The 12,115-nt window shown below is 56.5% G+C and carries 12 protein-coding genes; all 12 read right to left on the reverse strand.

Annotation, left to right across the window (positions count from 1 at the left end):
* Positions 1–58: 58 nt before the first annotated feature.
* The 12 genes from pnp to rimP all read right to left on the reverse strand — a co-directional run bounded on the left by pnp (position 59) and on the right by rimP (position 11,796).
* Positions 59–2,233, reverse strand: coding sequence for a polyribonucleotide nucleotidyltransferase (gene pnp, locus AAFN83_RS06325; protein ID WP_347767957.1), 2,175 nt, complete (start codon positions 2,231–2,233; stop codon positions 59–61).
* Positions 2,234–2,668: 435 nt separating this feature from the next.
* Positions 2,669–2,938 carry a 30S ribosomal protein S15 gene (gene rpsO / locus AAFN83_RS06330; RefSeq protein ID WP_347767958.1) on the reverse strand — a complete coding sequence of 90 codons (270 nt, stop codon included), beginning with the start codon at positions 2,936–2,938 and terminating at the stop codon, positions 2,669–2,671.
* A gap of 127 nt (positions 2,939–3,065) precedes the next feature.
* A complete protein-coding gene (locus tag AAFN83_RS06335) occupies positions 3,066–4,007 on the reverse strand; it encodes a bifunctional riboflavin kinase/FAD synthetase (RefSeq protein WP_347767959.1) in 942 nt (313 codons plus the stop codon).
* Between the two features lie 77 nt (positions 4,008–4,084).
* Positions 4,085–5,038, reverse strand: a complete 954-nt coding sequence (truB, locus tag AAFN83_RS06340) for a tRNA pseudouridine(55) synthase TruB (RefSeq protein WP_347767960.1) — start codon at positions 5,036–5,038, stop codon at positions 4,085–4,087.
* A complete protein-coding gene (locus AAFN83_RS06345) occupies positions 5,029–6,018 on the reverse strand; it encodes a DHH family phosphoesterase (protein ID WP_347767961.1) in 990 nt (329 codons plus the stop codon). Before AAFN83_RS06345 ends, truB begins: the two co-directional genes overlap by 10 nt.
* Entirely contained in the window at positions 6,015–6,371 is a 357-nt protein-coding gene (gene rbfA, locus AAFN83_RS06350) for a 30S ribosome-binding factor RbfA (protein ID WP_347767962.1), read from the reverse strand. The genes AAFN83_RS06345 and rbfA overlap by 4 nt, the downstream gene beginning before the upstream one ends.
* A 7-nt stretch (positions 6,372–6,378) precedes the next feature.
* A complete protein-coding gene (infB, locus tag AAFN83_RS22110) occupies positions 6,379–8,271 on the reverse strand; it encodes a translation initiation factor IF-2 (protein ID WP_481810488.1) in 1,893 nt (630 codons plus the stop codon).
* A 92-nt stretch (positions 8,272–8,363) separates the two neighbouring features.
* A complete protein-coding gene (locus AAFN83_RS22115) occupies positions 8,364–9,326 on the reverse strand; it encodes a hypothetical protein (protein WP_481810489.1) in 963 nt (320 codons plus the stop codon).
* Positions 9,327–9,505: 179 nt separating this feature from the next.
* Entirely contained in the window at positions 9,506–9,835 is a 330-nt protein-coding gene (locus AAFN83_RS06360; RefSeq protein WP_347767964.1) for a L7Ae/L30e/S12e/Gadd45 family ribosomal protein, read from the reverse strand.
* Complete coding sequence (gene rnpM, locus AAFN83_RS06365; RefSeq protein ID WP_347767965.1) at positions 9,825–10,142, reverse strand: RNase P modulator RnpM; 318 nt, start codon at positions 10,140–10,142, stop codon at positions 9,825–9,827. The genes AAFN83_RS06360 and rnpM overlap by 11 nt, the downstream gene beginning before the upstream one ends.
* A 52-nt stretch (positions 10,143–10,194) precedes the next feature.
* On the reverse strand, positions 10,195–11,292 hold the full coding sequence (gene nusA / locus AAFN83_RS06370; RefSeq protein ID WP_347768264.1) for a transcription termination factor NusA: 1,098 nt from the start codon (positions 11,290–11,292) through the stop codon (positions 10,195–10,197).
* Between the two features lie 45 nt (positions 11,293–11,337).
* Positions 11,338–11,796 (reverse strand): ribosome maturation factor RimP, encoded by a 459-nt coding sequence (gene rimP / locus AAFN83_RS06375; protein WP_347767967.1) that lies wholly within the window; start codon positions 11,794–11,796, stop codon positions 11,338–11,340.
* Between the last annotated feature and the right edge of the window lie 319 nt (positions 11,797–12,115).

A 12,115-nucleotide genomic window follows, 5' to 3' on the forward strand; every position in this document is an offset into this window, starting at 1 on the left:
AAGAGGGAGAACCTGTCTCCCTCTTGCTATGCCTTCCGTTGTGAGAAGTACGTCTCAGTTATCTCCGTTCCGGGCGAGGACCGCGGGGACGGTCACCCGAAGGACGGCCGCCTTCTGGACGAGGGGTGCGGACGACCTCAGCAGAAGCTGTCGGGTCAAGGACAACCTTGCGGGAAAGGTTAATTCTTCCCTGCGGGTCGATCTCGGTTACCTTCACCGTGAGGGTATCCCCGATGTTGGCGACGTCCTCCACCTTGGCTACGCGTTCCGTGGACAGTTGGGAAATGTGAACGAGCCCTTCCTTGCCAGGAAGCACTTCGACAAATGCCCCGAACTTCTCTACGCGCTTCACGGTACCCACATAGATCTCACCCACGAGGACATCGCGGACGATGCCTTCAATGATGGAGCGTGCCTTCTCGTTCATCTCTTGGTTAGAGGAGGCAATGTATACCTTGCCATCCTGTTCGATGTCGATCTTGACGCCGGTCTCCTCGATGATCTTGTTGATGATTTTGCCGCCAGCACCGATGACATCGCGGATCTTGTCCGGATTGATCTGCATGATGATGATCTTCGGAGCGTACTTGGACAGCTCCTTGCGCGGCTCGCTGATGGTGCTGAGCATCTTGTCCATGATGTGCAGGCGACCCTTGTAGGCTTGCTCCAGCGCTTCGGCCAGAATCCGACGGTCGATGCCATCGATCTTGATGTCCATCTGGATGGCGGTGACGCCCTTCTTGGTTCCGGCTACCTTGAAGTCCATGTCGCCCAGGTGGTCTTCCATGCCTTGGATATCCGTCAGGATCGACACGTGCTCGCCGTCCTTGATCAGCCCCATGGCGACACCGGCAACCGGCGCCTTGATGGGAACCCCGGCGTCCATCATGGCCATGCAGCTTGCGCAGATGCTGGCCTGAGAGGTGGAACCGTTCGATTCCAGAACCTCGGCTACGAGACGGATCGTGTACGGGAACTCCGCTTCATCCGGCAGCACCATCTCGAGCGCGCGTTCGCCGAGGGCGCCATGACCGATTTCACGACGGCCTGGTGCACGGAGCGGACGGGCTTCGCCAACGCTGAACGGCGGGAAGTTATAGTGATGCATGAACCGCTTCGACTCTTCAAGGTCGAGTCCGTCCAGGATTTGAACATCGCCGAGCGCGCCAAGCGTACAAACGCTGAGCGCCTGGGTTTGTCCACGCGTAAAGAGCGCAGAGCCGTGCGTGCGGGGAAGGAGTGATGTGTCGCAGCTGATCGGACGGATTTCGTCGAGTGCGCGGCCGTCCGGACGCACCTTGTCGTGCGTGATCAAGCGGCGAACTTCTTCCTTCACGATGTCGTACAGCACTTCCTTGACATCGTCGATCTTGTCCCCGTCAAGCTCGTACTTTTCTCCGAAATGGGCAACGGCTTCTGCGTTGATGGCATCGATCGCTTCTTGACGGGCTTGCTTTTCGCTGATGCGAACCGCCTCCACCAAGCGACCTTGCGCATACTCGCGAACGTCACGGTTAACCTCGGCATCGACTTGATGGAGCTTAACCTCCATCTTCGGCTTGCCGATTTCGCTCACCATCGCTTCGATCTGCGCCACGATCTTCTTGATTTCGTCGTGACCGAACATGATCGCTTCGAGCATGATCTCTTCCGGCACTTCGTGTGCTTCCGCTTCCACCATCATGATGGCGTCCTTCGTGCCGGCTACGACGAGGAACAGCTCCGTCTTCTCCGCCTGCTCCACCGTCGGGTTGATGATGAATTCACCGTCGATGCGGCCTACGATGACGCCGCCGATCGGTCCGTTGAACGGAACGTCGGACAGCGACAGGGCAGCCGAGGTCCCGATCATCGCTACGATGTCGGGGGCGCAGTCTTGATCCACGCTCATGACGAGGTTTACGATCTGTACGTCATTGCGGAACCCCTCAGGGAAGAGCGGGCGAATCGGGCGGTCGGTCAACCGGCTCGCCAGAATCGCTTTTTGGGTGGGGCGGCCTTCGCGCTTGATGTAACCCCCCGGGATTTTGCCTACCGCATACATCCGTTCTTCGTAGTTTACGGTAAGCGGAAAGAAGTCGAGATCCTTCGGCTCAGACGATGCGGTTACCGTACACAGAACAGCGGTGTCTCCGTACCGAGCCATTACGGCTCCGTTGGCTTGCTTGGCCAATTTGCCGGTCTCCAGACTGAACGTCCTTCCCGCCAAATCGAACTGAATGATTTTTTCCATGTCTGCCTCCTACTCTAACCTAACAATGGGCCGTACCTTAATCCTTCCACATCTGGAGCATAACGATGAGTATGCTCGTCCCGATAACCGGAAGGCTTGTTTCTTCTACTTATTATGCTTCATCCCTTGAAACAGCAAATGTCGCTTCCTCCACCCTTGTACGGATGGGAGAAGCGGTTACAAATTCCTTATAGAAACCGCGGGCAAGGGAGGTTTCGACGCATCGGCAACCGACAGTCACCTTATGTAGGAAAACGTCTCGCTTGCGCACGGGAGAACACGTTGTGGGGGTCAAGCTTGTTTTCGCTTGCACCTGAGCAGGCAATAGCTGACTCAATCGGCGCAATCTGGAAAGGCGAATAATCCAAGAAAAAGCAACCCCGTCCCCCAAACCATGCGGTATGGGGGAGCACCGGTTGCTTCCCGCGTTCCATATTACCTGCGGAGACCGAGCTTTTCGATCAACGCGCTGTACCGTTTCACGTCTTTGTTCTTCAGGTAAGCCAGCAGCTTGCGGCGCTGTCCGACCATTTGAAGCAGTCCTCGACGAGAATGGTGATCTTTCTTGTGAATGCGCAGATGGTTGTTCAGGTTGACGATGTTTTCCGTCAGGATCGCAACTTGAACTTCGGGGGAACCCGTGTCCGTATCGTGAACCTTATGTTCGGAAATCAACTCTTGTTTCCGTTCCTGGGTCAATGCCATGTACGCTCACCTCCTTTTAGCCATAATGGTTCGGTATTCCATCCCCATGAGCCCAGAAGCCGCCGGTGAGTGCGCGCATCCAAGCAAAGGTTCTGTAGCAATACCGTTGATTAGTATAGCATAGATGTTACAAAGACTTCAAGCGAGACTTGGCCTCTTCCGCGTCGAGCTTGATCTGAGCGATCAGTTCCTCAGCAGACGAAAATTTCTTTTCCGGGCGGAGCATGGCATGGAAATGAACCCGCAGCTTCTCCCCGTAGAGAGAGCCGGTATAGTCGAACAGGTGGGCTTCCAGCGTGCGCCCTTCGTCTACATGAAAGGTGGGCTTCACTCCAATGTTCATGACGCCGCCGTACGTACCCGAATCGGTCTCAGCCGTAACGACATAAACCCCATTAGCCGGGATGACATATTTGTGAGCCGGCTGAATGTTCGCCGTCGGGAAGCCGATCGTTCGACCTCTCCCTGCTCCGGTTACGACTTCCCCGCTGATCGAATAGGGTCGCTCAAGAAGACGGTTCGCCTGCTCCAGCTGCCCTTCCGTCAAGCTCTCTCGAATGAGCGTGCTGCTCACCTTTTGTCCATCGGACTGAAAGGGTCGAACCACTTCGACAGCAAACCTGCCATGGGCTAGCGTTGCGAGGGAATCAGGCGTTCCTGCGCCTCCCCGGCCGAAGCGGAAATCAAAGCCAACCACGACCGTGTCCAGGTTCAGCTTCACGAGCACTTGTTCCACGAACTCCTCGGGAGTCAGTTGGGAAAAGGCTTGATCGAACTTGACCAGGAAAGTATAGGTCAGCCCCAGCTCCTCCATCAAGCGAAGCTTGTCCGGGAGCGGAGTCAGGATATGCCGGTACATCTCTCGTCCGAGAACTTCACGCGGATGAGGATGAAAGGTCATCACGGCAGAAGCCAGCTTGCGCTCAGCTGCTCGTGAAATCGCGCGTCGGATCACTTCCCGATGACCTTGATGGACTCCGTCAAAATCGCCGATCGCGAGAACGAGTCCCGGGGAATGAGCCAGCTCCTGTGTCGGTTGATAGGGATGGTTCAGCTCAATGACATGCATGATCGTCGTTCTCCGGTTCTTAAGAATGATGCCTTAGAAGGCAAAATACCCTTTGAATAAAATGCGTGATTCCGTCGTCAGGCGAAGACCTTTTCGGGCTTTAACAGCTTGCCGGAAGGATCATAGCAGAAGAGACCGAGGAACCGTTCTGCTTCCTCTGAATCCGGCTGACCGTAAACCCGGCACAGCCCTTCTGCCCATGCTTCGTGGCCCGGAACAGGGTTCGTACGAACCGTTCTTCCCTGCAAAGCGAATTGGGCCTCACGGGCGGGAAGATGAACCTCAGGCAGGTGGGAAATGGCAACATCCGCTGGCAGCAAGCAGGCAGCCAAGCTGCCGTTGCTCACTCGCTCCGCAATCTCTTCGAGCGTCAAGCACTGCTCACGGCGAATGCCGCCGGTGCTCGTCCGAACAAGCTCGGACATAACAGCAGGATAGCCAAGCGCTCGGCCGATATCCGTACAAAGGGTTCGAATGTACGTCCCCTTCGAGCAGCGAACGCGGAAACGAAGGCTCGGATGTCGATCCTCCAGGTTCATGGAGAGCACGTCCAATCCGTAAATCTCCACTTTCCTTGCTTTTCGCTCCACTTCCACGCCTGCTCTTGCGAGCTCATAAAGCCTCTTGCCCTCCACCTTGACGGCGGAGTACATCGGCGGAACTTGCTCAATCACGCCTAGAAAGCGGTCCAGAACCTGAAGCACCTGTTCCCGATCCAGCTGCACGTGCTCCACGCTCTCGACCACTTCACCGGTAGCATCCTCGGTATCCGTCGAATAGCCCACGGTGAGCTCGGCTTCGTATTCCTTGGGTAACTCCTGGATGTATTCCACAACCCGGGTAGCTCGTCCCACGCATAGCGGGAGGACCCCGGTTACGGCCGGGTCGAGCGTTCCGGTGTGTCCGATCCGGCGGACACCGAGCAGACGCCGGGCTTTGGCCACGACATCATGCGAGGTGAAGCCGACCGGCTTCCAAACCGGAAGAACGCCTTCATACCCTTCTTTCAACTCGTGGTCATTCATGCCCATGCTTTCCCCGCTTCCTCCAGGACGCGAGCCACAACCTCATCGAGCGTTCCGGGAATGGAACAACCCGACGCGCGAACATGGCCGCCTCCGCCAAAAGCTTGTGCCAATTGAGCCACGTTGACTTCCCCATTGGATCGCAGGCTTACCTTGAAGATCCCAGGCTTCGTCTCCTTAAATAAGATCCCCAGCTCCACGCCTTCAATGTTGCGCGGGTAACTGACGAGGTTATCCAGGTCGTCACTCGTCGCCCCAAGCTCTTCAATATCCGAATGAGTGATGCTGACCCAAGCGATTTTGCCGTCCGGCGAAAGCGCGAGCGTCGACAACCCTCTCTGGAGAAGGCGAACCTGGGTGAAGGTCAGCCGCTCCAGAAGCCGTTCCGCCAACGTGTTGGCGGGAACCCCTTCGTCAAGCAGCTTCGAGGCAATCTTCATTACGCCAGAGGTGGTATTGGAATAGCGAAATCCACCGGTATCGGTAAGAAGTCCGGTATAGATAAAGGTGGCGAGATCCCGGTTCCACGTGAGCCCCAGTTCTTCGATGAGGGCATAGAGGACTTCAGCCGTAGCAGCGGCATCCGGCCGAAGAAGGGCAACGGTCCCGAACGCATCGTTGGTCGGATGATGATCGATGTTGAGCAGCGGTGTTTCCTCGGCAATGCGGTCGCGAACGCGTCCAAGACGGGCATAGTCCGCACAATCGACCGTGACCACTTGGCTAAAGGAAACCTCCGGCTCCTCCGCGTCATTGAGTATGACTCGATCCCCGGCTAGAAAAGCAAATTTCGCCGGATTGCCGGATTCGTTGATGAGCGTGTACCGTTTGCCAAGCTGAGTCAGAATCTCTCCAAGCGCCAAAGTAGAACTGATGGCGTCCCCGTCAGGACTGACATGGGACACCACCAGAAAATCGTTCCCCTCGCGAAGAAATCGCGCGGCTTCTTTTAGCTGCTCAGAAAAGAGCGGCAAGCTGCCGCTCATTCCTCTGCCTTTCCATCGTTCAGATCCGCAAGCAAGGATTCTATCTTGCTTCCGTAATCGATGGAATGGTCGAATTTGAAGATGAGCTCCGGAACGATTCGGAGCCGTATCTTTTTGCCAAGCTCGGAGCGAAGGAAGCCTTTCCCGCGGGCAAGCGCCTTGAGAGACGCTTCCCGCTGTTCCTCGGAACCGAGGACGCTGAGATAGACCTTGGCCTGCGAGAGGTCATTGGTGACCTCTACACCGGTAATTGTCAGGAACCCGAGACGCGGGTCCTTGAATTCAAGCTGCAGAATCTGGCTGAGTTCCTTCTTGATCTCTTCCGCTACCCGGCCGGTACGAATTCTGGCCAATTTCTGATCACCTCTCTACCTTTTCCATGACGAAGGCTTCGATGACGTCGCCTTCCTTGAGGTCGTTGTATTTCTCGAGAGTGATACCGCATTCGTAGCCTTGGGCTACATCCTTCGCGTCATCCTTGAACCGTTTCAAGGAATCGATCTTGCCTTCGTAAACCACGATGCCGTTGCGAATGAGACGCGCTTCTGCCGAACGGCTGATCTTGCCTTGCGTTACCATACAACCGGCGATGGAGCCGATCTTCGAAACCTTGAAGACGTTCCGGACTTCGGCATGGCCGATGATGTTTTCCTTGAAGACCGGATCCAGCATTCCCTTCATCGCCTGCTCGATTTCCTCGATGACGTTGTAGATGATGCGGTGCAGGCGAAGGTCAACCTTCTCTTGATCTGCCGTGAGCTTGGCTTGCGGCTCCGGACGAACGTTGAAGCCGATGATGATCGCGTTCGAAGCGGATGCGAGCGAAACGTCGGATTCCGTGATCGCACCTACACCCGTGTGGATGATCTTGACGCGAACGCCTTCGATGTCGATCTTCTCCAGCGAGCTGCGAAGGGCCTCAGCAGAGCCTTGTACGTCTGCCTTGATGATGACAAACAGGTCCTTGATCTCGCCTTCTTGAATGTGCTTGAAGAGATCATCAAGGGTTACGCGTACATTCGCCCCAAACTCCGTTTGACGGAGAGTGCTGGCACGGCGTTCTGCGATTGCGCGTGCTTTGCGCTCATCTTCGTATGCCAGGAATGGGTCACCCGCATGCGGCACTTCGGTAAGACCGGTAATTTCCACCGGAGTGGAAGGTCCCGCTTCCTTGAGACGCTTGCCTTTGTCATTGACCATGGCACGGACACGGCCGAAGCTTACGCCAGCGATGAAGCTGTCCCCAACCTTGAGCGTACCATTTTGAATCAAGACGCGAACAACCGGACCTTTGCCCTTGTCGAGCTCGGCTTCGATAACGGTGCCTCTCGCCCGCTTGTCGGGGTTCGCCCGCAGTTCCTTGACTTCGGAGACGAGAAGGATCATCTCGAGCAGCTCTTCCAGGTTCGTGCGCTGCTTCGCCGAGATGTTGACGAAGATCGTGTCTCCGCCCCACTCTTCGGGAACCAACTCATATTCGGTCAGCTCTTGCTTGATCTTGTCGGGATTCGCGCCCGGCTTGTCGATCTTGTTGACGGCAACAATGATCGGAACGCCTGCTGCCTTCGCATGGTTGATGGCTTCCACCGTTTGCGGCATAACGCCGTCGTCCGCTGCCACCACAAGAATGGTGATATCCGTTACTTGAGCGCCGCGTGCCCGCATCGAGGTGAAGGCTTCGTGGCCCGGGGTATCCAGGAACGTGATCTTCTTGCCATTGACTTCGACTTGGTAGGCCCCGATGTGCTGGGTGATGCCACCGGCTTCTCCTTCGGTGACACTGGATTCGCGGATGGCGTCAAGCAGCGTCGTCTTGCCGTGGTCGACGTGACCCATGATGGTGACAACCGGCGGACGTTCGAGCAGATCAGCTTCAGCGTCCACTTCTTCAATGGCTTCAAAGTTGTCTTCATCCACCGCAATCTTCAGTTCGACTTCAACGCCGAACTCGGTAGCAAGCAGTTGGATCGCATCAAGATCCAGCTCTTGGTTGATCGTAGCCATCGTTCCCATGAGCAGAAGCTTCTTGATGACTTCGGAAAGGTCTTTGTGAAGCAGCTTGGCAACTTCACCGACGGTCATCGCACCGCGCACGATAATCTTCTTCGGCGTGTTGTCAATCTTCTCCCTGCGGACCATAGGAGCCTGATTGCGGCCTCTGTTCCGGTTATTGCGGCCTCCACTGCGATCGTCATACCGTTTGCCGGTTTTTTGACGTTTGGAGGCTACGCCTTCATTCGCTTTGACATCCATTTCGTCTACGCCTGGAACATAAGCGTTACGGTTCGGACGTCCGCCAGCGTCATGTGCGCGAGCCGGGGTTTTGGTGTCCTTTTCCTTCTCCTTCAGACGGCGCGGTTCCGGACGGTTGGCCGTCGTGGATGCCGGTGCCGGTGTGCTCGAAGCAGGACGTTGGCCGTAGCCGCCGCCTTGACCCTGCGGGCGACCGCCACCTTGACCGCCGGGACGGTTGTATCCGCCTTGGCCTTGTGGACGGCCTTGACCGCCATCGCGGTTGTATCCGCCGCCGCCTTGACCGCCGGGACGACCTTGACCGCCGCCTTGGCCTTGCGGACGGCCTTGGCCGCCATCGCGGTTGTACCCGCCGCCTTGACCCTGCGGACGGCCTTGACCGCCATCGCGGTTATACCCGCCGCCGCCTTGTCCTTGCGGACGGCCTTGACCGCCATCACGGTTGTATCCGCCGCCGCCTTGGCCTTGCGGACGACCTTGGCCGCCATCGCGGTTGTATCCGCCGCCTTGTCCTTGCGGACGGCCTTGACCGCCATCGCGGTTGTATCCGCCGCCTTGACCTTGCGGACGACCTTGACCGCCATCACGGTTGTATCCGCCGCCGCCTTGACCCTGCGGACGACCTTGACCGCCATCACGGTTGTATCCGCCGCCGCCTTGACCCTGCGGACGGCCTTGACCGCCGCTGCGGTTGTATCCGCCGCCACCTTGGCCTTGCGGACGGCCTTGCCCGCCATCACGGTTGTATCCGCCTTGGCCTTGACCTTGCGGACGATCGCTGCGAGCCGGCTGTTCGCCTTGCGGACGCGGGGATTCGCTGTTCGCTTGCCCTTGACGTTCCGCCGTTCCGCGTTCTTCTTGCGAAGAACCTTGCGCAGCAGTTGCCGAGCTTCCTCCTTCAGCGGCTGCAGGAGCTGCCGGACGATTGCCGGATTGTCCCCCGTTGCCTCCCGAACGAGGACGGTCTCCTCCTTGGCCCTTCGGTCCGTTGTTCGAGGAACCTTGGCCTTGCTTGTTGCTGGAGCCGCCTTCTTGCGCCCGCTTTGCTGCCGCATTCGACTTCACATCGTGGAAGAATTTCTCCACCGCTTGAACAGAATTATTTTCCATGACGCTCATGTGGTTATTAACGGATATATTCAGTCGTTTAAGAATAGTAATAATCTCCTTACTGCTCATATTCAAGGATTTGGCGTATTCGTACACCCTGAGCTTATCTTTATTATTGTCTTGTTTATTCAAATCGTTCCACCTCCGCAGGTTTTCCCTGGCTCTCGGTTAACAGCCGCGCGAATCCAGCGTCTGTCACGGCTACGACAACCCGAGATTCTTTCCCGATCGCGGCGCCCAGATCATCTCGGACACCGTATTCCACAAGCGGGATCTGGTAATGACTGCACTTGTCGGCTACCTTCTTGCGTGTGTTGTCCGACGCATCGGTTGCGACGACAACCAGCTTCGCTTCCTTGGAACGAACGGCATCGAGCACGGCTTGATCTCCGTGCACCACCTTGCCCGCCCTCATCGCAAGCCCCATCCGGTTGTAGAATTTGTTATTCTCCATCGTCGTCACCCACCTCTGCTTGCACAGCCCGAAACTCCTCTTCCGACTTGATGAAGTCCTGCTCGAGCCTCCGGTAGATGTCCGCCCCAACCGGCGCCTTCAGCGCCCGGTCGAGTGCCTTGTTCTTCGATGCGAGCTTGAAGCAGGACAATTTGCCGCACAGATAAGCGCCGCGTCCCGACTTTTTGCCTCTGAGGTCAATCTCGGTTTCGCCTTCCGGCGTACGGACGACCCGGATCAATTCCTTCTTGGGCATCATTTGCTGACACGCCACGCATTTGCGCATGGGGATTTTTCGCTGCTTCATTCGTACCACCGCCTGTTCAATTCCCTTGCTGCCGAACCTTTAGCCTGGCTGATCAGTCGATGCTGATCGAGTCCTGCTGCATTTCGTCTGTTAACGATCTGGGCCGGCCGTATTCCTGCTCGGCTTGGGTTTCACTCTTGATGTCGATCTTCCAACCGGTCAGCTTGGCGGCCAGGCGGGCATTTTGCCCTTTGATGCCGATGGCCAGCGACAGCTGATGATCCGGGACGATGACACGAGACATCTTTTCATTCTCGAATACGTTAACCTCCAGCACCTTGGAAGGGCTGAGGGCGTTCGCTACGTACTCTTCAACCGCATCGGACCAGCGGACGATATCGATCTTCTCGCCGCGCAGCTCGTTCACGATCGTTTGCACGCGAATGCCCTTCGGTCCGACGCAGGACCCGACGGGATCCACTTCGGAATTGCGGGAATGAACCGCAATCTTCGAACGAAGGCCGGCTTCCCGTGCAACCGAGCGAATTTCGACGACTCCGTCGTAAATTTCAGGAACCTCGAGTTCAAACAGTCGCTTGAGAAGGCCCGGATGGGTGCGGGACAGGAAGATTTGCGGTCCCTTCGTCGTGTTCTCTACCTTCGTGATGTAGGCCTTGATGCGGTCGTTGTGTTTGAACTTCTCACCCGGCATCAGCTCGGTAAGCGGCAGCACGGCTTCCACCTTGCCCAGGTCGACGAACAGGCTCCGGGTGTCTTGGCGCTGCACAATCCCCGTCACGATGTCCTCTTCCTTTTCGATGAAGGCATTGTAGATGAGCCCGCGCTCGGCTTCCCGAATGCGCTGGGTGACCACCTGCTTTGCCGTTTGCGCTGCAATGCGGCCGAAATCACGAGGGGTTACCTCAATCTCGACGATATCGCCGAGCACAAAGTTTCCGCTGATTTCGCGAGCCGCCTCCAGGGAGATCTCCAGCCTCGGATCGAGGACCTCCTCGCTCACCGTCTTCCGCGCGTAGACCTTGATAACGCCGGTTTGACGGTTTACATCCACGCGAACATTCTGGGCTGTATTAAAATTGCGTTTGTAGCTGGAGATCAAGGCCGCCTCGATCGCTTCGATCAAGATGTCCTTGCTGATGCCTTTCATTGTTTCAATTTCTTGCAGCGCGTCGATAAAATCGGTGTTCATGGCGCTGTTGATTCCCCCTTCCATGGTGTGACAGCTCTCCTACGACTAGAAGACGATGGCAAGCCGTGCTCCGGCGACCTTGTCGCGCGGAATCTCGTATTCTTTCTTCCCCACTCGAACGGTCAGATGCTCATCGGTAACCTTGGTGAGCAGCCCTTCAAATTCCTTTAGCTTCTGAATCGGCTCATACGTCGTGATGAACACCGTTTTGCCTTCTGCTTTTACGAAGTCCTGCGGCTTCTTGAGCGGACGCTCGGCTCCGGGAGAAGAGACCTCCAGGAAGTACGCGTCTGAAATGGGATCGAGTTCATCCAGCTTCGCACTTACGAATTCGCTGATCCTGCCGCAGTCGTCAATGTCGATTCCGCCGTCCTTGTCCACATAGATGCGCAGAAACCAATTGCTGCCTTCTTTTACATACTCCACATCCACCAGCTCAAAGCCGTGCTCGGTCAGCCACGTCAGAGCGAAGTCTTCTACGATGGACTTGATGTTCGCGCTCAAAGAGTTTTACCCCCTTTATACCCCTCTTGTTCACTGTCCGTTCCCGCAGCCGCTCGGCTCGCAAGCGAGAAATTCAATCCCGCAACTTTCCCTGACGCATGACGATATACGGCGAAACCGTTCCCTTGCGAAAAGGAACAGGGCCGTTTACCGGACAAATCAGAGCGGCACAGCTGCCGGAACCGATGAGGTCTGATTTATAAATGTAAAGAGTGGGTTTCCCCACTCTCTCGCAAACGGACGTTTACTTTCATTATTGCCAAAAAAAATTATACCATAACCGGTGTACCCTTACAATAGCCGTAAAGCAAGAAACCTT

This window comes from Gorillibacterium sp. CAU 1737, assembly GCF_039888655.1.
In the GTDB taxonomy this organism is placed as follows: domain Bacteria; phylum Bacillota; class Bacilli; order Paenibacillales; family NBRC-103111; genus Gorillibacterium.

Excerpts from the sequence above, each read along its gene's own strand:
- pnp (WP_347767957.1), bottom strand. The coding sequence starts at position 2,233 with ATGGAAAAAATCATTCAGTTCGATTTGGCGGGAAGGACGTTCAGTCTG.
- rpsO (WP_347767958.1), bottom strand. The coding sequence starts at position 2,938 with ATGGCATTGACCCAGGAACGGAAACAAGAGTTGATTTCCGAACATAAG.
- AAFN83_RS06335 (WP_347767959.1), bottom strand. The coding sequence starts at position 4,007 with ATGCATGTCATTGAGCTGAACCATCCCTATCAACCGACACAGGAGCTG.
- truB (WP_347767960.1), bottom strand. The coding sequence starts at position 5,038 with ATGGGCATGAATGACCACGAGTTGAAAGAAGGGTATGAAGGCGTTCTT.
- AAFN83_RS06345 (WP_347767961.1), bottom strand. The coding sequence starts at position 6,018 with ATGAGCGGCAGCTTGCCGCTCTTTTCTGAGCAGCTAAAAGAAGCCGCG.
- infB (WP_481810488.1), bottom strand. The coding sequence starts at position 8,271 with ATGGATGTCAAAGCGAATGAAGGCGTAGCCTCCAAACGTCAAAAAACC.
- AAFN83_RS22115 (WP_481810489.1), bottom strand. The coding sequence starts at position 9,326 with ATGCGGCAGCAAAGCGGGCGCAAGAAGGCGGCTCCAGCAACAAGCAAG.
- AAFN83_RS06360 (WP_347767964.1), bottom strand. The coding sequence starts at position 9,835 with ATGGAGAATAACAAATTCTACAACCGGATGGGGCTTGCGATGAGGGCG.
- rnpM (WP_347767965.1), bottom strand. The coding sequence starts at position 10,142 with ATGAAGCAGCGAAAAATCCCCATGCGCAAATGCGTGGCGTGTCAGCAA.
- nusA (WP_347768264.1), bottom strand. The coding sequence starts at position 11,292 with ATGAACACCGATTTTATCGACGCGCTGCAAGAAATTGAAACAATGAAA.